The following is a 20,658-nucleotide window of genomic DNA, read 5'->3' as shown; positions in this document are numbered from 1 at the left end:
TATCGGATTCGGGTTAGCTCGGGTTACTTCGCGATGGGCTATTTTTACCAAAGGAGAAACGAAGTCGAAGTGATTTAGATTTGAGAAACAAGCTTGTTTTTGAAACATCATCATTGCCATTGAGCGAAGTATCCATTTTTGCAATATTATAGTTCGCTGTAAAGACTTCTGTTTTCTTTTTATCCCGCTTGCCTTTGGTCACACTTACGGTTTGCCGGATGGACTGTTGATACCAATTATGTTTTTTAGTGTATTCAGCTAATAAGTCAGAAGGATAACTGCTTAACAGAAACTTTCCTTCGATTTTGGATAATACTTCCAATAGATTGGTAAAATCCTGTTTGCTATATCCTTTATAATGTCCCATATCAGAATTGAAATAGGGAGGATCTACATAAAAGAAACTCTCTTTAGTATCTCTGCTTTGGATTACTTTGAGTGCATCGTTGCACTCGATATCTACCAGATCCAGACGTTCACAGATATCTCTGGTAAATCCATTCTTTTTATTCAGTATAGCTTTAGATACTCCGTTGGTCTTTTTTTCATAGGCATAGCCTCCAAAAATCCGGGAAGAAAAACTCATATTAGTTTGTACCCAAAACGCCCAGGCTTTTTTAACAGTATCTTTTTCAGTAGTATCTTTTAGAATGATTTGAGCTTCTGCATGCAGTTTTCTGCTATGTGGAGTGGAGTGGATCATTTTCTGGAGTTTAGAAAACTGTAGCTTACAGACCCTATAAAAATTAACCACTTTTCCGTCCAGATCGTTAATGACTTCTACGGGACTCGATTCTTTAGCAAAAAATACAGCAGCTCCTCCCACAAAAGGTTCACAATACAAATTATGTTCAGGAATTAGTGATAAGATACGTTTGGTTAAATTTTGCTTGCCTCCGTAATAACTTACAGGAGTTTTACCAACCTTTCCAAATCCGTCTAATGGTGAAGCTACAGTTAAAAACTGATTGCTGTTTGAAGGTCTCTTCTTAAACATATTACTAGCATTTATTCGCTTACCAACTATTTTTACTACTGGAGGACTAACGGCATTGCCAATCAGCTGATAGCGTCTGCTATCACTTAGTTCAATTTTTTCACCATCTTGAATACCATATCTAGTCCAGTGATCAGGAAACCCCTGTAATCGTTCACATTCTAAAGGGGTTAGTCTGCGGACATTCCCTACATTGAATAATAAGTTTTCATTTTGAGGATGTGCTGTTATAGCACCCATTTTACCATCCTTGCGTGGAACAAACTGTTTTTCTTGAAATGGTGCATAATCAATTCCTTTTTTCTGGTTTGCTCTTCGTATTCTTTTCGCTTTTTCAGTACGTTCTACTCTGAGAGGAGTCCAACCATTTATTACTAAATTATCTTGATCTACTCCAGTGATGCAATTGGTGCTCCCATCTTTTCTAAACTCCACTTTTGATCCTCCAGGTACTTTTCTGCCACTTCGAATTGTGAAAACATAAGGTGCATAATTTCCGTGATCTCCTACTTTGGTATCGATTGTTGGAGCAATGCCCCTTTCCGAGAGTTTTTTTCTAGCGCAATCTTGAGTCTTTTGACAGCTTTCTCCGATAGGAAATACTTGGAGTCGGGGTTTTGTTCTAAGTGATCCGACAAGGTAGACGCGCTCTCGATTCTGGGGGCGAAACCAGGCAGTATTAAGCAATTGCCATTGTATGTCATAAAGCCCAAGTTGGGCGAACGATTTAAGTACGACTTCAAAGTCTTTACCTTTGTTACTGGAGAAAAGTCCTTTGACGTTTTCAAAGATAAACACACCGGGCTTATAGAGGTCAAGGATTCTAATTGCTTCGAAAAAGAGCTTGCTTTTACTCCCTTTGATTCCTTCTCGTTTTCCAGCAATTGAAAGATCCTGGCATGGGGAACCGAAGCAGATGATATCTGGCTTTGAGATGCTTTGTTTTTTAATGTTTTCGATAGGTCCTGCATAGATAGAGTTTTTAAAATTATATCTGTAATTGGCAATGGCGAAAGGATCAATTTCGCTGAAGTAATGCTTTTTGATGGTAAATCCAGCTTGACTAAGCCCTAAAGAAAAACCACCCACTCCAGAAAAAAGGTCTAAAAGTGTGATCTCTTTCATAGCGCTAGATTTTCTTCAGCAAAAGAGAAATATCCATCTTTGGTAATAATCAAATGATCTAATACTTTGATGTTATGGAGCTTTCCATTGTTAGCAATCTTAGTGGTTTGTTCGATATCTTGCTTACTCGGTTTTAAACCACCCCCTGGATGGTTGTGCGATAAAATAATCTGGGTAGCCAAGCTTTTTAATGCAATAGCAAAAATAATTCTTGCATCGATGACTGTACCTGAAAGCCCTCCTGTAGAATGCAAATGATATCCTAGTATCGTATTTTTATGATTTAGATAAATGACATAAAAATTTTCTCGGGTTTCTATCGTTCCCTTTTTAAATTGTTTTCTAACAAAATCCACAATCTGATCAGGGGATCCTGCACTACCTAATAATCGTCTACCTCTGGTATAGGTAAGCTTAATCTCCGGAACGATTTCTGGTTTAAATTGTCCTTTAACACCGTACAGGGAAGTGTTATTTGTAAGAGCTTTCTTTTTAGCTGTTTTTGCAGTACCATTCAGCGCTCCTTCTTTTTTTAATTCTAGGGTAGCTCTCTTAATAGCGTTTGTCCATTTTTCTCCTTTCCCTCGGATCTGTTTGGCTCTTTTGCTGATTAGTGTTACCCTGTTTGTGTTTTTAGATTTTCCTTTTCTCTTTGCAGTAGATTGTTTCATTACTTTTTCTTTGCAGTAATGATATGAATGCCTGTAGTAATGATTTCGGGTTTAATCGTTTTGATTCCTGTTAATAGATTTTTTTAATTTACTTTAAAGGTGAATTTTTCATCAGATTTATATGGCTCCTTTTGATCAAAATTGGTAATGTGGCGTATTTTAAACTTTTGATTTTGTTTCATATCTCCATCAAATGCAAATGATGGATAGACTACTAAATTCATACTATTCTGATCAGAATGATTTATCAAATAGTTTTCGGAAAGAGGTAAGTAGAATTGCACTATTGTATTAGCAAAACTAATTATACCAACAAATTCAGGATATGCTATGTTACCAACAACTATTTTTTTTGCTTTGTATAGCTGTGCTGAAGGAGTTTTATAATATTTTTTTTGTGATTTATATTGAAACCCATGACAAATCTCTGGTAATTCTTGTGTCCCCTCGAGCCATTTAAAAAAGTCTTTATTCTCAAAAAACTCCTTAGATGGCATCATCCCAAGCATTATTTTACACAAAGCTCTATAAATATGATTTGGAATAAACCCTGGATTACGAGTAGCTATTTGTAAAAGCCCTTTTTCTGTATCTAATATGAAATCATCAAGATTCGAATGAATCAATCTTTTGGTGCTTCCTTCTTCAATTTTTATACTAGTTCTGGGTTGATCCTTATAATCTGTTCTTGATTGAAAAATAGGTACCTTATTCTTAGTTTTAATATTTGACAAGGATAAATAGGGTCTTGCAAATATAGCTAGGTGACTTTCCCATTTACTAAATAATTGATTGCAATTATCACATTCATCCCTACTTAAAAAATGATTCCTACCAAGTAATTCTGGAATCAAATGGCAATCGGTTTTAAATAAAACTTCTGATTTCTCTCCGCAATATCTGCATTCATTAGGAACAATGGGTGAATACGTATTTGGGCTTGCTATTAATTCATAAGTGTCAAAAAATTCTAGCGGATTTAATTTCATAACTATAAAAATAACAATATTGAATAGGTTCGAAAACATATTCTATGAAAACGTTAAAATTATTCACACAAAGAATAATAACTCATACAACTAATGGGCAGTTCCTGTTCAAATAAATCTCCAGTAGCATTTTTATTCTGAATATAACTAGTAACATCTTCAGTAGTAGGGTAAGCCACTATTCTGTCTTTTTTAGCTCCTTTTTTCACAATAGCAGTTTTGGAACAAAATCGTTTCGGAATATAATCCGGAGAAAAAAATGAGGTCTGCAGCTCCTGTTCATATGCTTCTAATTCTTTGATCCGATTGGGATAGAATTTCAGGAGTTGTTTTACTTCCGTGTGGCTGCATTGGATGCAAGGGAAACAACCTACTCTGGAGAATCCTTTTAGATATAATGGATTTGGAATATGCCCATTGGTTAAGATAAAATCAATGGTATCTTGAGCTGTCCATTTAAACATTGGACGCAAGATGCTATCATCATAGCTCCTTATATACTCGAGTACTTCCTTTTTACGATACGTATGATATTTGGGTTTTCCTTCTTTTGTATATCCATAAGGCTCTAGATAGAATTTAAAATGACGGCACATAGAAGTCATTTTAGAACGGGAAGTACTCTCATCTTGTCGGATTCCCTGAACTGCAATAAAATGATCTTGTACTTCATCTAAAATGTAATCCACAAAAGGTTTTACTTTAAGTTCCTCGGTACAAAATCTAGCTTTGGTAGATGGAAACCGTTTTTTTTTAGCAACTAAATCTATAAAGTTGTTATACTTTTTTGAAGTAAGGGTTGTTAGGGTAACACGCAATTTTTTGACGACATTTTGTATGTGCTTGTAGGTAAGCGGATGTTCCCAACCTGTGTCACAGAAAACTGCCTGAATATTTTCAGCACCATATCTATGGACTGCCCATAATAATGACGCATGACTATCCTTGCCACCGCTGAATTGTACGATAATTTTCATAATATAAAATGTAAAAAAAATTTGTTTTAATTGCCGATTCTCGGCTCGACTATGGTTCTCCTAATCTTTCGAATAGAAACCGTACCACTTCAGGACGAAGTAATTTTGTACTTTTTTTATAGCCAAACTGTTTTAATTCTTCTGTATACATATGAATCCAGGAAGAGAAGGTTTTGGTGCAAACATTATACAATGCTGCCAATTCATATTTATAATACGCTTTTGGTTTGATTCTGTATTCCCCTTCAAAATATATTCCTTGTTTTTCCATAACATTATTATTTATTGATTGTTCCTCCCATTGCAACCCATATTTTAGAGGGAATAAGTTCTCTTAAAAAAGTATCAAAGTATTGGTTGACAACGATCATTCCATCGGCTGCCGGATATTTTTTTAGTTTGTCAAGTAACTTTTTGAAAGCTAAAAGGTCTGTTTTATTAAGTTTATGACTATTATTTGAAATCAAACTTTCAAGCTCTGATAATAGCTTTTTGGATAATCTACGTTTTGATGTGCTTAATTCCCAAGCAGATAACGAAATTCCTTTTAAATGCATTTTATCAATGTATTTTTGAACCTCACTATGAGAATTAACTCTTATTTTCTTTATAAAAGCCCCATCTAAATCGGCAATAGCATATAGTTTATTCTTTTTCATATCAACGTTTTAAATAAAAGGATCCTTTTCGGTATTCAACCATACAGGAAATACCGTTTTTGTTTTAGGATTTACGATATAGGTGATATTCTGTCTAACATTTAATGCATAAGGAGGTGTTCTGGTTTCAATGGCGACTCCGTGCTGCATGGATATTTTTTTAAGGTCTCTCAAAAACTCCTTAATCCGTTTTTCTTTATCGTTTTGATTTGTCATAAGTCATAATTTTTATTTCAGGATTCCTTCCCGTCTTTTTACGAATTTTATCTACTTCCTTTTGTGCAGCTTTTCTGGTAGGATAAATGACTTTGGGAGGAGTTGTCACCCTATACTTATCTTTAGCCATTACTGCATCACTAAACAAGGCATATCCACTAGTGGATTTCTTTTTTCGTTTAGTACTTTTTTTTCTCACTTTGCCTTTTAGCAATGTATCCGTAACCCGATTAGCTTCAGATAAAGTGGTATAAATTCCGTGTATTTCTTTTGGTTCCAATCCCCCTCGGAACTGGTTTCGCAAACCGCTTATATTATTAGATCGCCCACTAAATACATCAACTCTTTCTGAATACTTTGTGGGTTTATATACAATATAGAGTTTATTTAAATTGATTTTCATATGATCATTTTTTATAAGGATTCTATCCAATTGGAAATTAAATCTCCTGAAGTTTCATCTGCATCATAACTGATGATCATGGGTTCATCGAAAATATAAATACCTCCTATGGACTGTATGGCAATATTGTGTTTGTTAGAAAGCATTTCCAGTTCATCTACAAATTCCCGAAAGCGTTCTTTTCTGTATTTATTGGGATGCATTTTTTTTGTCGTACAAAATCTCTCCATAACATTTCTGCATCTTTAAGGGCAGTTTCGCGATTGGTGTATATCCCAAATAAGCTTTCAGATCCAAAACCGCGAGAAAATAATTCTTCCAGGTCACGAAGATTAAATTCGGCATCCACAAAAATCTCCCTAAAATCCAATAATTCGGGATACGGTTTTTTTACCAGATATAATCGTTCAGTATTAACTTTCATTTCCTTTGATTGTTTTAAGATAAGTGGCAGTAACATCAATATTGTGATGTCTAAAAATTATAGGAAGTTCTTCTACTAAGATTCTCTTCGGTAATTTGTTGTCTTTTTCTGATGTGTTCATATCTGATTTTTAAAATTATTAATGCACCCAACGAACCTAATCCATTCATTTCTAGTATTCAATTGAATGTTATCAAAGATTTTCGTAATGTCTTTACAACATTTTCTCCTCTTTAGGTTCATTAATCAGTTCCTCACCAAGACAAGTTCCTATAAAACCACCTATCAGGATAAATGGGTAGGTCTCTTTAGGGGAGTACTTTTTAGCTACAATAAATCCTAGCATACTTCCAATGAGTGTCCATCCTGCTTTTTTTGTGTTTTTAGAAACCTTCATCAGTTCATTCTGTTTAATAACAATAACCCACTAGCTGCTGCTATTGATCCCCAAGCTGCTAGTTGTAATCTTCTCCTTCGCTCATCCCTAAAATCTACCAGGGTAACTGTAAAAGAATTCCCATATCGTTTTCGATGCTGATTTGATAGTTTTAAAAAACGATCAAAGTCTTCTGCATTGGCAAACACCAAACATCCAGCAGAAAAGTCATCTATTACTTTAGTGGTTCCCTGTTTTCTAGCCCGGTGGATATTAATTCCAAATCTTCCTGTATCCTGAAATCCAGATTCGAACCATTTAAAGAGCCCTTTTCGCTCATAGTTACGAATGACACTTACGGGAGCTTTTTGTATGAGTGCCTGATACACCCCGCGATGTAATCCCAAGCTATAGGCATCTACATATTGCCCTTTCTTCAGAAAAGCAGTTCCTTTTGGGTGCATTGGGTTTTCCAGCCAATACTGCCCCGGATCTGTAGTTGCCCTGAAGATATGATACACCCATTTTCCTTTATCATTGGTATAGAATACATGGATTTCATCATCAAAGCGATTACTCCCCATAAAGCGACTGCGATATCCTACTATATTTAGCCTGTACGGTTGCCTATAGATTTTGTATCCTTTGCTTCGTAATATTTGTAAACTCTTGGATAGCATTTTAATAGTTGATCGTTTTTAGTTATTTGCTGATAGTATTTTTGTCAGTTGGCACTGCCAACGAAGTCGGATACTGCCCATATTTGTTTTTTCAGTCTTCGTTTTCTATAGACACCATCACCTTCTCTTGATCCGTTATCATTGGTATTCCCTTCTACAGTAATAATCCATTTCTCTCCCCACTGATCTACAAATCCGATATGCGCAGGACGCTTTAATTTGTGATACCAGACCATAAATACATCTCCTGTCTGTGGAGTTCTCTTTTCAAACTTTCCTCTGTGATAGATTCGTTTACGCTTCAGCGCATAACTCGGCACCCAGCCACTAAGTGGCGTTTGAACATCTGCATGCTGATAAACCCAGGACACAAAGTAGAGTAGACAGCCAGCGAGTTGATCAATTCTTATCGTCATAATTCTGATTTTAAGTTTTGATTACTTTTCCAACTGTCCCTCTCCGAACCCTGCATGACAGTTTCCAAGTCACAAGGCTCTCCAGTAGTTTTACGTCTCGGTGAAGTACCATCATATTCTCCATTATGGATTTTATTATGGCACTTCTTGCATACGGCAAGGCTTTTTCGTTGTCTGGCATTCATAAAGTATTTCCATTCGGCAACAGGTTTTCCATTTTTTGGCTTTATATCCGATAATTTTCGGATATGGTGCATTTCTATGGATTCTTTGCTACCGCAGAGTTCGCATTTATCTGCCAATAATCGCTCTACTATTTCAGTACGGCTGTTCCAAGTCCAATACTCCTTTTTGTCATTGATCTTCGCCCGTTTATTGAATATCAACGGGATCGCTCCAAAATGAGTTTTAAGGGATTTCTTTCCTTCACGGGAAACAATGACCTGTAATACTTTGTAACTACCTTCGGCAATGGTAATGGTTGCACCATATTTCTTGTAAATTTTGGAACAAGTAGTTTTATACTTATTTGCCAATGTTTTTACAAGTGATGTTTCCAGAGTATGCCTTAACAAGTTTAGTTTACTAAGGTTTTGAGCCATTTTGTAGTATTGTACCAGACCTCTATATTCAGATTGGTATTGGCTTACAATACTATATGGTTCATCTTTTATCCTCTCAGGACGGTGTATAATCTTTCCATTTCTGGTATACTTAGCCCTTTTCTCTTTAATTACCTTTGGAGGGATACTAAAGCTGATTACGCCATTGATACTACGTCTGCCTTTGTGCATTTTAGTATTACAGTGTAATGTACGGATATGGTAACCAAGGAATTTTGCCGACTCACTTTTAGCGTGTGTAATTAAAGTTTTCTCATCGCTGAGTTCCAACTTTAATTCCTGCTGTAAGTATTCCCGCATCCTATCCTTGATTATTTCCGCTTCTACTTTTGTACCCGTTACCCCTACAAGCCAGTCATCAGCATACCTTACATACCATACCCTTTTAAAGTTAGGATCGTTTGGTTCTACGGAAGGCATCGCTTGAGAGACCTTTCGAAGTGCCTTGACTTTGTCCCATTCGCCCTTCTGCTTCCAGTAACTGATCTGTTCAGAGATCCGTTTATATTCAGAGCTTCTTTTTCGAATGATTCCCTTGTTGAAATTGGGGATGATTTCCTTTTCCATAAACTGATCTAGTTTGTTTAGAACTAGATTAGTAAGGATTGGACCTACAATTGAGCCTTGTGGAACTCCACTATATGTCCTGTTATATACCCAATTCTCAAGGTCGCCTGCTTTTAATAGTCTTTCAATCAAAGAGACAAACCTGTTATCTTTGAAATCCTTTTTAAGTATGTTTATAAGAACTGTGTGATCAATTCTGTCAAAACACGCTTTGATATCTCCTTCAATAAACCATTTAGTTCCGTGCCCCTTTTGTCCTACCAAATGCAATGCAGTATGGCAACCACGTTTGGGTCTAAAACCGTGTGATGATTCACTGAATTGAGGTTCATAAAAGGCTTCCAATAGTAACCTGATTACTTCCTGAAGTAACTTATCACTGAAAGTAGGAAGTCCAAGCGGTCGTGTTTTGTTATTCTTTTTAGGAATATAAACACGTCGCACAGGTGTCCATCGGTATCTTTCAAACCTTAATGATTCAATCAATTTTTCGATTTTTTCCATTGACATTCCGTCTACAGTTTCATTAGTTACTCCTTTAGTCATTGCTCCGTCATTCCTATATAACTTGGAATAAGCCATCAGATATAAATCTTTCTGATAGAGCATTCGGTAAACATTGTTTACCGTTAAGCCTCGCTTTGAGCGAGTTCGTACAATGTTTAATAATGTTTCAGCTTTTCGCATCTTGCGTACCTCTCATTTTAATACATTAATAACTACCTGTTCCCCTTCGCCCTGTGAACGGCGTTATCGTTCGCCCTGGTGAGACGTTACCCTCACGACTACTATGAGAACTCCGTGATCATAGAGGTCTCCCTCCTTAGACCATCCCGTGTTCCGTCACTAAAGAACGTTAGTCCGACTTAGATTATCTATTCATCCCCTTAAATGCCCTCACTGGGCATCGTTACAGTAGTCAAAGCGTAACAAGAAAGCTGCTTTATTCCCTGTCTACTACTGTCACCGTTTTCAAATATGCTTCCGGTGGATGTACTGTATCATCACTGGAAATTGGATTTCAAACAGTCTAGTTTTAATCATATCGGACAGACCTTGCAGAGCCATTGAGTACATATTTTCTTCAATTTTCCGCTTTACAACCATGCTGTTGTCCCCTTATCTTTTCAGACTTAGGTAAGGCGTTGGTCTAGGTGTCATCTGCTTTGAACACCTTTCACTTTGTGAAAATTCTTTAGTGCGTTTCACGGCGCACGGCAGCGCAGTATGCATATCCAGAACCTAAATCCACACTTGCCAGATACCTCTCTACCTGAAGTCCTCTATTAGCACCTCCAGTTTCACGAACGCCTACCTGCGAATCATACAATTCTTTTACACACTCTCTTGTGTATTGTTCTTCATCGTTTTGATTATTTATTAGGCTCATAGAGCCCTGGCTAAAAGTGCTACTGCAAATAAGAACGCAAAGAATATAAAGGTGGATAATTTTAGCTTTTGCCATGGTGTTATGGTATTAAAATCGTTTCTAAAATGATGATCCAAATAATGTTCTGAAGTGGGCCAGATAAGTTTCATTAGAATTCGTACAATTCCGTGCAGAATAAAAATGCCTATGATCGCAAATAGATATACCTGAAATACCCCTGCATCATAGGTTCCTGCCGTGGGGTCAATCCATCGAAGGAATACCGCACTATGTATCCAAAGCATCAATCCTACTGCTAATGAGGACAATTCACGCCATACTTTAAAATAACTCCAAAGAGGCGTAAACTTATCAAATATCGGTTGTAACCATTTTATTACTTTTTTCATTGTTATACTTTTAGATTTTATATTTATAATGTTTCAGTTGTAGCTTTTATATAGAGGATAGGTTTCTGGTAGGTGCAAAGACGGTTTCTCCTGATTGCGTTAGGATTCGGGTAGTACCATTTTCCATTCCTGTGATATATCCCACTACGGTATTGGGTGCTAATTCAGGAACTATAAAAGAACCATCTGCTGATTTGAGCAAGGTAGGTTTCACTGCAATAGCCAGATTCCACTCCTGGTGTATCTGCTCCTGATTATTTTCAAAAAGGTCTGTGACCTCACCGAGTCCGGGAATAAACCATACCCCACGGGTGTTTTGTTTGAGTCCCATGCGTCTGAATTCTGCTCTAATCTTTACTTTCTCCAGTTCTTTTTGTTTAAATGCCACACTGAGTAAGGCATTGACTAAAGAAGTTACTCGAATCCCTGTAATCCTAACGCCCTGAAAAAAAGTACTAACCTGTTGGTACTGATCTACGGAATCAATCTTCTTCAGCCCACTGAGGACTCCAAATAGATTTCTTCTATTGGCAGCATTGATAATTTCTTTGGCGATTGCTCCAGGATCAAAACCTCCAGAGGTAGCTTTATTATTTTTGCCGACCAAGGTGGTAAAATTAGATTGTGTGATAACAGATGGGAATCCAGCAGCTTGTAATGCGCGTTCTGTTCCTGTTCCAAAAATGCCATCCACACGCCCATTTCTGAAACTAGTCTCTTTAATGATCATAGCTGCTTGTCCGCCTTTGGCTAAGAGTGCATTTTGTAGCATTACTACCAATGCACCTCTAACCCCTCTTTTCAAAGGAAAGTCGCGAGCCGCGACGGGCAGATTAGGTTTTATAACAATATCTTCTGATGGAATGGTGATGGGATCACTTAGTAAGCTACGCCTTGTAGCAGCTTTATTTTTGAAGTGGTTATAAGCAAGAAATCCTAATCCCAAAGCGACACCTCCTCCTAAGCCGATCATTACTATCTGCTTTTGGGTAAGTGGTTTCTTTTTATTTTTTGGCTGTCCGCCTCGGACTTTCTTTTTACTGCGCGAAACAGTTGTTGTATTTCGTTTCATAAGAATTATCTTTTTGAATTTATAATTTCATCAGCAATGGCAAACTCCTCGGTAGTAAGTTCACTTTTCAGATCCGCAGCCAGATTTCTACCTTCTAAATCCTTATAAGCATGCCCCACTTTTCGCATCATATTGGCAGTTGGGATTTGTTCTAAAGTTCTGAATAGTGCTTCTTCATCGGTTCCCCATCCAAAAGCACTATCATTCTCAAATGCCAGTGCAATACGAATAGCAAAATTGGCAGGGTTTCCTTGCTGTAATGCCTGTCCTTCCCGAAAATCCCTTTTGAATCTTCGCCATAAGGTTTTAACTCCCCAAAAAGCAACTACTCCCAATCCTGTAGCCAATAATACATTAGTGGTTCGTTTACCAACAGTCACTTTTGGTTTGTTTTTTATAGTTTGCAATGCAAGAGCTGCTGGAAGTGGCATAGATTATCCTTTTCTAATTTTAATTTTCACCAGATTTCGGATAAAAGCATCGTTTAGAAACATTTGCTCCATTTTTATAATGCCTTTAGCTCCAAAATTTTTATGCATCGTTTCAAAAGCTTTTTGTACCCGTTGTACTTCTGTAGTGTCTTTAACTTCTATGTTTACTGTAACCTGTGCTTTCATAATTTCTTCTTTTAGTTTTTTTGAAGTATTAAGTATTTAGTACAAAGTATTAAGTATTAAGTAATTTGTTTGAGTTCTTTGTACTCTGTACTCTGTACTCTGTACTTACTACTTTATACTTCTTTGTCACTCTGTACTTTTTTCTCTTTTAATTGATTTAGGTAATATGTTATTTTCTGTATCAGCCCCTGATCCTCCTTGATTTGATCTCCTAACTGAATCATTAGTTGTATAGCTTGTTCGAACTGCTCCTCAGTAAATACCTCCTGGAGATAATTCATAATTTGTAACAAGTGTTCTTCTTGCTCATTAGCATCATCCATTTGGTTTTCAGGTGCATCATTAAGACCTAACCTCCCTAGTGTTCCTGCAATCCCTTTCATCTGATTTGGGTATTGTTTGGCAAGTCCTGAGATTGCTCCAGGGAGGAGGGCTTTTCCTAATTCTACGAATCCTAATTTTTTGACCAAAGCTTCAATTTCTTCCTGTTTGGTATTGGTTTCTTTTTTGGACTCATCGAGCCTTTTTTGTAACTCTTCCAGTTCTTTTTTCTGTTCGGTGTTTAATTTTTTAAGGGCTTCGAAGTCTCGTTTCTGGAGTTCTTCCTGAAGCATACTATGTACTTTGTGATGTACCCCATTTAAGGTATCCTCATTACTTCGGGTAATCTCTTCCAATTTCTTCTGAAGCCCTCGATTTTCAAGTGACAGGCGTTGAATGGTGAGCTGATCTTTTAATTGAGGATCTACATTCTTTAAGGTCTCTAAAACAGGTAATTGCCGTACTGTATCTTTTTCAGGAAGGGTTTTTAAGGCTTTCTGTTTTGATGCGCCTTGTTCCATTTTATACCTTATGTATTCCGTTGCATTGGAGATACCCAATGCATTCATTTCTACACGCATCTCTTTATTGATTCGTACCGACCCCGTTTGTCTATCGCTTGCTTCCATCATCTTCTGTTTTTAATATCACTTGTAAAAAACGAATAGTGCGTTGGTATTTTCTAGTATTGATAATTTCAATACGATCCCCATGTTCATGGGCATTCTCAATAATCCCCTGCGTATACCAATTATCATAGCGTCCATAATCTGATTTCACAATTAGTCCCCAGGCGATATAGGTAATTAGCCAGATTTCATTAGTAGCCTGAAACTTTAGCATCCCACCTGATGGGATCATAAATTCTCTATATACGATTCTGTATGAATCATACCCACGCTCTTTAGCTCTTCTCTCTGCATAGTGCAGTGCAAATTCCTCACGCATCACACATTGTGTGTTTTAGTATCTCACACCCATAGGGTGATTTGTTATTTCACTCTTAGGTGAGATACTTGATTAATAATTCATTTTAAATGTCGCTTACCGACTCTATAAGTAGCCATACAGTGATCTCATATGGATAAGTGGCTTGTCCTTCATCCTGATAGAAAGCCGTGATATAATCCGTATGCCCTGATTCATCCACCGGGATGGGTTGCTGTTTGGCTGCAACCTTCAAAGGTGTTAATTCCTGATCGGAGCCCAGTTCCTTTTCAATCACTTTTGAAAAGGTATCCTCCCAGTGTAACTGCTCTTCCTTATAGAAAATCCCACGTTTCTGAAATAATGATAGTGTTCCTAATATCATAGCGATAGCTGTTAGGCGGGTGGAAAAAAAGTGACCAGTGAAAAACCTGTTACCGGAAGTATCCCACTCCAGAGGTAATACCCATCCGCAGTACATTGCCCTTCCTGTTTGATCTTTACCGTAATAGGAGCTGCCAGGGTTTCCAGAATGCCATTCTCCAGATGTACCGGAAAACGGTCTGTTATCGGATGTACATAGTACCACCACATCCCACGCATTCCATTAGAAAACCCATCAGGAGGGTAGGGAGTGTTATAAACGGTTCCCGTATCTGTTTCCAGAAAAGAAGTATCTTCCATCTTACCGGGGGTACTCCCATAATAATATCGGGTAGGTAAGGGAGTATCATTACAGGGTTTTTGAACCTCTGAGGTAGTCAGCAGTGCGTTGACTTTGGTTGTAGTAAAAGGAAGTTTGGCCGCTGCGTTTAAAAATTGGTTTTCCCTTTCGATTGTAAATTTTATGGGCACAAACTTCCTCCGCACTATAGTGGCACTGCCACCTTTATTATTTTCATTATGGATAATACATTTCATACCTAATTGTTTTAATACCCAATGATGGGCTTTTAAATGGAGTCTTAAACCCTCTCCTGGATAAGGATGACCAGGGTGACTTTATATCCCTGTCCAAAAGGAGCGTTACTATGGTCTTTATCTTCAAAGCGTAGCTTCACCGATAAATCCCCGGGTAATACATCCCCTAATTCAAAGAAGCGTTCTCTGGGCGCTACGCTTAAGGAAGACATCAGAATTTTACTCTCAAAACTATCGGGAAAAAGTTCTTCCCCTCCAATTTCAATACGTTGTTTCCCCCGGTAGTACAAGCGATCTGGATAATCCGAGATCAATTGTATGCCTTTCACCAGTTGGGTATGCTTTGGGAGTTCGAAATTATCAACGGTAAGCAGTCCGTTCTGTTTTTCCATTTTAAAGGAAAAAACCACTCTGGTTTCTTTGGTGTTTTCTTTTTCTTCTATGTTCATCTAATAAGTTTTCACATTTACTATGTTTATAAATGTCGATTATCGACCGGCTAAGCAGGGACTGTTGCGGTTCCTGCCAGTACTACTTTAATGAGTGCTTTCTCCGGGGCATCATCACCGAGTTCGATATTGAATTCGAATTCCTCATCATCCCGAATGAATCTTGGGCTTTCTAAAAAGTAGGTACCCAAATTAAGCGTGGTATTGCCATCGGTGGCAAAATCTTGCATCGGACGCTCATCGATAATGATTTTCTTATTGGCTATCAGGGAGAAGACGCCATTCTGTAATCCGCCTACCTTTTTGATGCTATCAAAATTGGTTTGCTTGATCACTCGTTTGAGTTCAGAATCACTTCCTGGAAGATCTCCTTCGATTTCTGCTGCCAACAGGATGATACGATTGCATAGAAATAACCTGTCCTTCTGAAGCTTTGCCTGTGTGACATTGGTAATCCCGATCTCTTTAGCATCCTGAGTTTCAAACATATCAATATTGGCTTTGTTGCCTGCAAACTTGATGGCATAATATGCCGTATCAGCTAGTTGTAATCTTCCTTCCTTGATCCCTGTGGCTACTTTAACCATCGCAGGGTCATACTTTTTTGTCTGATCCCTTAAAGAGATATGAGCATTCACAATTTCCAGAAATTGCGATCTTGAGCTTTTTTTCATCATTTCCATTGTTTTTTAGTATTAAGTGTTTAGTAAAGAGTAGTAAGTACAGAGTAGTTAGTAGTTAGTAATTGTTTTTAGTACTCTGTACTGTATACTCTGTACTATAAAGAACTATGCTACTGCATTGAGTTCTGTTATATCTTCAGCTCCGTTTAATTGCATGGTATCGATTCCACTGATATCTTCTGTCATGCTTCCCTCAAATCCATTTGCAAAATCCTGTTGTATATCTATGGTGGGTAATTGTTCCCCGGCTTCAATCTTTCGGATAATCTCATCTACTTCGCTGGTATCAAAATCTCCCGTATCGGCTACCTCTGATCCCATAAATACTAAAGGGCGATCTTCTATATTTCCCAGTGCCAGTTTCTGCGCCAGGGAAGGAGATAATTTATCAAGGAATAGCTTTTTACCAATGGCTTTCAGGGAGGTAACTGCTCTGTCTTTAGCATCATCTAAATTGTCTTTAATTCCATCAACTCCATTAGTATTTTGTGGTTTTCCTGTGAATCCATTAGAGAATGCCATGCCTACTCCTGCGGAGGTGATCCAGTCTTTACCATAGTAGGCTCCCCCAAATATGGTCAGCGCACCAACAGCGAGGGAGTACCTTCCTATGGCTGATCCTGCCACCATTCCTAAGACTCCTGTACTGAGATGTTTCCCAACCTCCAGAAGACTATCTTTTGTATTTCCTTTTGTTTTCATAATAAATTTTAATTTCTGTTTTACAATAATGCTTTTGGTATGAGTTTCTCAGGAGCTTTTCTGGAGGAGCTTTTTTTGTGACCACTCCGGATTCCGGAACCTTTGGTAAATCGTCCCAGTTCATCCCTTTGCAGGGAGGGTTTTTTTCGTGTCCTCTTTTTGGGAACTCCCGAAATCGGCTTTGCTGTTTTCTTTTTACTAGATCGCATGGCAATAGCGACTCCTGTTCCTACCACCAATACCCCAGCTCCAATCAAAATGGGTGTTTTATGTTTTTCAAAAAAGCTTTCCTTTGGTTTTTCAGCATCCGCGTTTTGAAACAATGCTTTATTGGAGACAGTCTGCGGAAAAGAAGGGTTAAAATGCTGCACAGGAAATTGTTGCGTTCTGGGATCTCCAAATTTTACAGGTGGTAATCGGTTGGGTTTCTGAAAAAGGGTTGCTGCCTGTTCTTTGACCTGTTTTCCTTTTGTAAAAATATTCCCGATCTTCCCTACCAGTGCAGCTACTCCTGCTACGGCACTGGTCGCTGCTGCAATAGCCGTTCCTGTAGCCACTCCACTTAATCCCTCTATCTGGATGTCATTATTGATAAAAGACTCTACTACATCAGGATCTGACTCTACTATAAATTTTTCAAAGGGATCATTAAAAACATCGGGGTCTCCATCATCAAAAGCATTTCCTAACCCGAAGCCACTCAGAGGTACTTGTCTGTCTTTGTTCCCTTTTCCTTTGAGAATGGCTTTTTTTAGATTCTTCTTTTTACCACCAGCCATTTCATAAATCTTCTCCGCTTTCCCGACAGCTTTTCGCATCTTATTAAATTTTCGCATATCCCCACCACGTTTTCGAACTTCGGCATCACTGAGATACCCAAAACGTAGTTTCTCTGCTACTTTAAACATATTGATTTTCATAGCCAGTAGAAATCCATTTCTAAGCAGGATGGTGGCAGGGTTTAAAAAACGGTTAAAAGTTTTTACCACAGGTTTCACCACTTTTTTTGCAAACTTTTTTAAGCCTTTTCCGATCTTTTTAAAGAAACCTCCCAGTCCATCAATGACATAAATATTTTCATCCAGATCAGCATACATCACCACATTGCCCTGATCATCTAATATCTCATAAGCAATCTCCGGGGCATCATTGATGCCATTTATTATTTCACTCGTACTCTGAGAATCTGTGATATCCAAGCTGTCTAATCCTGTGGCATCGAAGCCGTCTAATCGGTGTAATTCCATATCATTCTTATTTAAGGTCAAGGTCATAGACCTTTTTTCGTTTTATTTTTTTTATCATTTTTACCTCTGGCGTTGTCAGTACCAGGAGTGTTATCATTTTTGCCTCTCGTGCTAAGAGTGCCTCTTGGGTTACGAGTGCCTGTGGTGGAGAGGAGTTTTAGGACTCCGATTCCTGCTGCTACAGATATCCCTGAAAGGATTAAAAAATTCAGTAGATTAAAATCCTTTTTTGGTGGGATCGTTTTGATCTGTTTTCCATCCTCTAATCGAAAAGGAGACAGGACGCGTCCTGATTTCTCGGTCATAGACCGTTTTATATTTCCAGAAGGACTCAGGCAGCGTGATTGTTTTCTTTTAGGCACTATGATTTTTCGTAAAGGAATCGGTGATGCTTCCAAGGCATCCAGACTAATAGCTGCCATATCTACTCCGCTTACTGTTCCCAAACTATCTGTACCAATGGAACCAATGACCGGGATATCTTTTTTTTCGGAATAAGGAACCTCGTAATTGAACTGATCTGTTACGCAGTCCATCGTAATATGACCGTTAGCCATAGGAACAATCGGATAGACATGCTGAAAATGATGTTTCCCTCCATATTTGGTAATCCGAATCGTAAATGGCATTTTCAGATTGGTCAGGATACTACCGATAAATACTGTATAACAATCACAATCGACACCTGTCATGCGATCTGCCCAACTACGTGAGGGTCTGCGGACTTGTTCGATTCCCGTTTTGTCCATTGTATACTGGATATGCTGATACACGAAATTCCAGATATTACGACAAGTGTCGTAGCGGTTTTTATGCTGTAGCTGCTTTGCCAGTAAAGCGGTGTCCTTTGTAGTCTCTCGTATGACCAGCTGCATCAGTTGCAGGGTATCTTCCAGCTTGGCTTTCCCAGAGCCTACAATCACCGTATCCTTCTGGATACTTTGAGGGATCAAATGATCAAAGCTACGGGTCGCACGGATATGTCGCTTGTTTTGTGCTTTCATCAGAGTTGTAATATGATATTTTCAGTTTGCTGGTAGGGTAATCCATTAACGCGGGTAATCACCTGTGTTTGTATATCCAGCTCCAAGGGTTTTCCTGAACGGATATCACTCACCACTCTGGTTCCCAGTAGCTGGATCAGGGTCAACCACCCGGCAGATTGGATATGCAATTCAAAGGTTTTCTGGCTGTGTTCGGGAATCTCTATGACTCTATTTTCTACAGCAGAACTTCCCAGTAAGGTATTCTTGTGTAAAATCTTGACAAAAGGATGTTGCAGACGCAGGGCTACAGGATTAGGATTCTGTAACTGCACCGTGGCTTTGAGTTCAATACCTGTAAGGGTAACCTTATGGATTTGAACCCGTATTCTGGAGGTGATATTCGTACCAGCTTGTTGCAAGCGGGATAAATATCGTATCGAAAAAAAAGCGGCTAATCCGCCTGCAATCCATGTGAACATTTGTACTGATTTTGAGGCAAAGAAAAGAGGAAAAAACAAGCCGGAAAAGGGGGTGATATCCTTTGGAAAATAAAAGTTGTTTTTTATAAAAATTGTAGTAATTTAGGGAGGTACGGAGGGTTTTGTAGTGCAATTTTACTTGCTGTAACTCTTGATTACACTAATCCACATTAAAGGACATTAATACACCATAGAATATGCGATTTACTTTCACCACAAAACAGGAATTGAGCGAATTTTTAGGCATCAGTCGGCAGACCTTACGCAGAAAACTGAAAGAAATTAAAGAATTGGATACAGGAAGACGACAATTATTATACCCTCACGAGGTACGATTGATCTATAAATTTTTTGGAGTTGATCAGTAGAGAAAACAGACCCCATAGTGCTAACAAAACTGAAATGGTTTACCAAAAGCACAAACCTTGATAGCCCTTCTATACGATGGGGTTACATCGATTTTTGAAAATGGTTTGCCATAATGGTAAACCATGGTGTACCATGTTTTTGTTACTTCCGAAAAGTAGAGCCTTTAAATTCGATGATATTGAACATTTCAAACAAACGGTCATAGAGATGACCTCCATATTTTTCCCCGAATTCTGCCAGAGCATCCTCCAGATCACCGTTTTCATCTCCTTCGCGATAATTGCAGGTAATGTAGGTTTTCCCCTTCTTGTAATCATAGCGTTTCTCCAGAAGATCCCGAATGAGATTTACTTTGCCGTAATGGGAGGCTTCTCGTTCTTTTTTCACATCATCCAGATACAATCCTTTTACGGTGGTAAGGCGTTGGTAAAATTGATATTTGGAGCTTTCCCGATAGGTGAGATCTGCACTGATTCGCTCGTACTCCGTTACCAGATCGTGGGCTTTACACCCTTTAAATCGCATCGGCATTTGGTAATATTCAAAGATCAGATGAAATGCTTCCATCACTGTGGTTTTTCCATTCCCATATGCGCCAATGATCAGCAAGCCTTTCTCAAAGCTGGGAGAAAGTGTTAGATTGCCCGTATGGGTAATCAGTCGATCTCGATGAAAAAAGGTAGGATCTTTGGCGAAATAATCGATCAATGGAGCGATGTTGGCAAGGGTGTTTTTGGTTTCTACAAAATCCTTTTTGTTTAAAATTCGATACGCTTTTTTAAATAATTTCCACAATAGAGGTTTGGTGATGATAACTTTCATATCGTTTTTTGACGTTTTAAGTGTGTTTTCCTGAAGTTTAACATCAATATCTAGCACTTGGTAGCTATCGATTTTTTTATTGCTTAAAATCGATTTAAATTCATCCACCCCAGCCATGCGTTTTGGCGGAGATGGAATTGTTTTTTTGGGTTTGGTCATCT

The 20,658-nt window shown here is 38.1% G+C and carries 32 protein-coding genes; 1 reads left to right on the top strand and 31 read right to left on the bottom strand.

What is annotated here, in order from left to right; genetic code table 11:
* Nucleotides 1–13: 13 nt before the first annotated feature.
* The 30 genes from dcm to F0000_RS16140 form a co-directional block, all read right to left on the bottom strand.
* The gene (gene dcm / locus F0000_RS16275; RefSeq protein ID WP_149625793.1) at nucleotides 14–2,122 is read right to left on the bottom strand and encodes a DNA (cytosine-5-)-methyltransferase; all 2,109 of its coding nucleotides are present in this window, start codon (nucleotides 2,120–2,122) and stop codon (nucleotides 14–16) included.
* Complete coding sequence (locus tag F0000_RS16270) at nucleotides 2,119–2,793, bottom strand: RadC family protein (protein ID WP_149625792.1); 675 nt, start codon at nucleotides 2,791–2,793, stop codon at nucleotides 2,119–2,121. Before F0000_RS16270 ends, dcm begins: the two co-directional genes overlap by 4 nt.
* Nucleotides 2,794–2,876: 83 nt before the next feature.
* Nucleotides 2,877–3,782: a hypothetical protein gene (locus tag F0000_RS16265; protein ID WP_149625791.1), complete on the bottom strand. Its 906-nt coding sequence runs from the start codon at nucleotides 3,780–3,782 to the stop codon at nucleotides 2,877–2,879.
* Nucleotides 3,783–3,841: 59 nt separating this feature from the next.
* Nucleotides 3,842–4,759: a phosphoadenosine phosphosulfate reductase family protein gene (locus F0000_RS16260; RefSeq protein WP_149625790.1), complete on the bottom strand. Its 918-nt coding sequence runs from the start codon at nucleotides 4,757–4,759 to the stop codon at nucleotides 3,842–3,844.
* Nucleotides 4,760–4,808: 49 nt separating this feature from the next.
* On the bottom strand, nucleotides 4,809–5,030 hold the full coding sequence (locus F0000_RS16255) for a DUF4248 domain-containing protein (RefSeq protein ID WP_149625789.1): 222 nt from the start codon (nucleotides 5,028–5,030) through the stop codon (nucleotides 4,809–4,811).
* Between the two features lie 7 nt (nucleotides 5,031–5,037).
* Nucleotides 5,038–5,418, bottom strand: coding sequence for a hypothetical protein (locus F0000_RS16250; RefSeq protein WP_149625788.1), 381 nt, complete (start codon nucleotides 5,416–5,418; stop codon nucleotides 5,038–5,040).
* 9 nt (nucleotides 5,419–5,427) lie between these two features.
* Nucleotides 5,428–5,634, bottom strand: a complete 207-nt coding sequence (locus F0000_RS16245) for a hypothetical protein (RefSeq protein WP_149625787.1) — start codon at nucleotides 5,632–5,634, stop codon at nucleotides 5,428–5,430.
* Nucleotides 5,615–6,037 (bottom strand): hypothetical protein, encoded by a 423-nt coding sequence (locus F0000_RS16240; protein ID WP_149625786.1) that lies wholly within the window; start codon nucleotides 6,035–6,037, stop codon nucleotides 5,615–5,617. Before F0000_RS16240 ends, F0000_RS16245 begins: the two co-directional genes overlap by 20 nt.
* Before the next feature lie 11 nt (nucleotides 6,038–6,048).
* Nucleotides 6,049–6,183, bottom strand: a complete 135-nt coding sequence (locus F0000_RS28315) for a hypothetical protein (protein WP_255452771.1) — start codon at nucleotides 6,181–6,183, stop codon at nucleotides 6,049–6,051.
* Nucleotides 6,184–6,194: 11 nt separating this feature from the next.
* On the bottom strand, nucleotides 6,195–6,461 hold the full coding sequence (locus F0000_RS16235) for a hypothetical protein (protein ID WP_149625785.1): 267 nt from the start codon (nucleotides 6,459–6,461) through the stop codon (nucleotides 6,195–6,197).
* A complete protein-coding gene (locus tag F0000_RS28310) occupies nucleotides 6,451–6,582 on the bottom strand; it encodes a hypothetical protein (RefSeq protein WP_255452770.1) in 132 nt (43 codons plus the stop codon). The genes F0000_RS16235 and F0000_RS28310 overlap by 11 nt, the downstream gene beginning before the upstream one ends.
* 93 nt (nucleotides 6,583–6,675) lie before the next feature.
* A complete protein-coding gene (locus F0000_RS16230; protein WP_149625784.1) occupies nucleotides 6,676–6,858 on the bottom strand; it encodes a hypothetical protein in 183 nt (60 codons plus the stop codon).
* Nucleotides 6,858–7,517 (bottom strand): hypothetical protein, encoded by a 660-nt coding sequence (locus tag F0000_RS16225; RefSeq protein ID WP_149625783.1) that lies wholly within the window; start codon nucleotides 7,515–7,517, stop codon nucleotides 6,858–6,860. Before F0000_RS16225 ends, F0000_RS16230 begins: the two co-directional genes overlap by 1 nt.
* Before the next feature lie 44 nt (nucleotides 7,518–7,561).
* Nucleotides 7,562–7,933, bottom strand: coding sequence for a CHAP domain-containing protein (locus tag F0000_RS16220; protein WP_188112149.1), 372 nt, complete (start codon nucleotides 7,931–7,933; stop codon nucleotides 7,562–7,564).
* Complete coding sequence (locus F0000_RS16215) at nucleotides 7,930–9,732, bottom strand: reverse transcriptase/maturase family protein (protein ID WP_223148911.1); 1,803 nt, start codon at nucleotides 9,730–9,732, stop codon at nucleotides 7,930–7,932. Before F0000_RS16215 ends, F0000_RS16220 begins: the two co-directional genes overlap by 4 nt.
* A gap of 586 nt (nucleotides 9,733–10,318) precedes the next feature.
* On the bottom strand, nucleotides 10,319–10,513 hold the full coding sequence (locus tag F0000_RS27800) for a hypothetical protein (protein ID WP_188112148.1): 195 nt from the start codon (nucleotides 10,511–10,513) through the stop codon (nucleotides 10,319–10,321).
* Nucleotides 10,510–10,902 (bottom strand): hypothetical protein, encoded by a 393-nt coding sequence (locus F0000_RS16205; RefSeq protein WP_149625781.1) that lies wholly within the window; start codon nucleotides 10,900–10,902, stop codon nucleotides 10,510–10,512. The genes F0000_RS27800 and F0000_RS16205 overlap by 4 nt, the downstream gene beginning before the upstream one ends.
* Nucleotides 10,903–10,948: 46 nt before the next feature.
* A complete protein-coding gene (locus F0000_RS16200) occupies nucleotides 10,949–11,974 on the bottom strand; it encodes a peptidoglycan-binding protein (protein ID WP_149625780.1) in 1,026 nt (341 codons plus the stop codon).
* Nucleotides 11,975–11,979: 5 nt separating this feature from the next.
* Nucleotides 11,980–12,405, bottom strand: a complete 426-nt coding sequence (locus tag F0000_RS16195) for an annexin (protein WP_149625779.1) — start codon at nucleotides 12,403–12,405, stop codon at nucleotides 11,980–11,982.
* Between the two features lie 3 nt (nucleotides 12,406–12,408).
* Nucleotides 12,409–12,591, bottom strand: a complete 183-nt coding sequence (locus tag F0000_RS16190) for a hypothetical protein (protein WP_149625778.1) — start codon at nucleotides 12,589–12,591, stop codon at nucleotides 12,409–12,411.
* Nucleotides 12,592–12,704: 113 nt separating this feature from the next.
* Nucleotides 12,705–13,541 carry a hypothetical protein gene (locus F0000_RS16185; protein ID WP_149625777.1) on the bottom strand — a complete coding sequence of 279 codons (837 nt, stop codon included), beginning with the start codon at nucleotides 13,539–13,541 and terminating at the stop codon, nucleotides 12,705–12,707.
* Nucleotides 13,525–13,860 (bottom strand): hypothetical protein, encoded by a 336-nt coding sequence (locus F0000_RS16180; protein WP_149625776.1) that lies wholly within the window; start codon nucleotides 13,858–13,860, stop codon nucleotides 13,525–13,527. The genes F0000_RS16185 and F0000_RS16180 overlap by 17 nt, the downstream gene beginning before the upstream one ends.
* An 85-nt stretch (nucleotides 13,861–13,945) precedes the next feature.
* Entirely contained in the window at nucleotides 13,946–14,224 is a 279-nt protein-coding gene (locus F0000_RS16175) for a hypothetical protein (protein WP_149625775.1), read from the bottom strand.
* A gap of 11 nt (nucleotides 14,225–14,235) precedes the next feature.
* Nucleotides 14,236–14,760, bottom strand: a complete 525-nt coding sequence (locus tag F0000_RS16170; RefSeq protein ID WP_149625774.1) for a hypothetical protein — start codon at nucleotides 14,758–14,760, stop codon at nucleotides 14,236–14,238.
* Nucleotides 14,761–14,804: 44 nt separating this feature from the next.
* On the bottom strand, nucleotides 14,805–15,209 hold the full coding sequence (locus tag F0000_RS16165; RefSeq protein WP_149625773.1) for a hypothetical protein: 405 nt from the start codon (nucleotides 15,207–15,209) through the stop codon (nucleotides 14,805–14,807).
* Between the two features lie 50 nt (nucleotides 15,210–15,259).
* Nucleotides 15,260–15,883, bottom strand: a complete 624-nt coding sequence (locus F0000_RS16160; RefSeq protein ID WP_255452769.1) for a hypothetical protein — start codon at nucleotides 15,881–15,883, stop codon at nucleotides 15,260–15,262.
* 114 nt (nucleotides 15,884–15,997) lie between these two features.
* A complete protein-coding gene (locus tag F0000_RS16155; protein WP_149625771.1) occupies nucleotides 15,998–16,594 on the bottom strand; it encodes a hypothetical protein in 597 nt (198 codons plus the stop codon).
* A 20-nt stretch (nucleotides 16,595–16,614) separates the two neighbouring features.
* Entirely contained in the window at nucleotides 16,615–17,868 is a 1,254-nt protein-coding gene (locus tag F0000_RS16150; RefSeq protein ID WP_149625770.1) for a hypothetical protein, read from the bottom strand.
* On the bottom strand, nucleotides 17,865–18,794 hold the full coding sequence (locus tag F0000_RS16145; protein ID WP_149625769.1) for a hypothetical protein: 930 nt from the start codon (nucleotides 18,792–18,794) through the stop codon (nucleotides 17,865–17,867). Before F0000_RS16145 ends, F0000_RS16150 begins: the two co-directional genes overlap by 4 nt.
* A gap of 50 nt (nucleotides 18,795–18,844) precedes the next feature.
* Nucleotides 18,845–19,306, bottom strand: coding sequence for an LEA type 2 family protein (locus F0000_RS16140; protein WP_149625768.1), 462 nt, complete (start codon nucleotides 19,304–19,306; stop codon nucleotides 18,845–18,847).
* Nucleotides 19,307–19,503: 197 nt separating this feature from the next.
* On the opposite strand from F0000_RS16140, the gene F0000_RS16135 reads away from it, so the two are divergent.
* Nucleotides 19,504–19,674 (top strand): helix-turn-helix domain-containing protein, encoded by a 171-nt coding sequence (locus F0000_RS16135; protein ID WP_149625767.1) that lies wholly within the window; start codon nucleotides 19,504–19,506, stop codon nucleotides 19,672–19,674.
* A gap of 142 nt (nucleotides 19,675–19,816) precedes the next feature.
* On the opposite strand, the gene F0000_RS16130 is transcribed toward F0000_RS16135, so the two are convergent.
* Nucleotides 19,817–20,656, bottom strand: coding sequence for a hypothetical protein (locus F0000_RS16130; RefSeq protein ID WP_149625766.1), 840 nt, complete (start codon nucleotides 20,654–20,656; stop codon nucleotides 19,817–19,819).
* Nucleotides 20,657–20,658: the final 2 nt, after the last annotated feature.

Origin of the sequence: Aquimarina sp. RZ0, from assembly GCF_008370685.1 — a bacterium.
Taxonomy (GTDB): domain Bacteria; phylum Bacteroidota; class Bacteroidia; order Flavobacteriales; family Flavobacteriaceae; genus Aquimarina.
The sequence above is the reverse complement of the archived record's forward strand: the minus strand, read 5'-3'. Positions and strand labels throughout refer to the sequence as shown.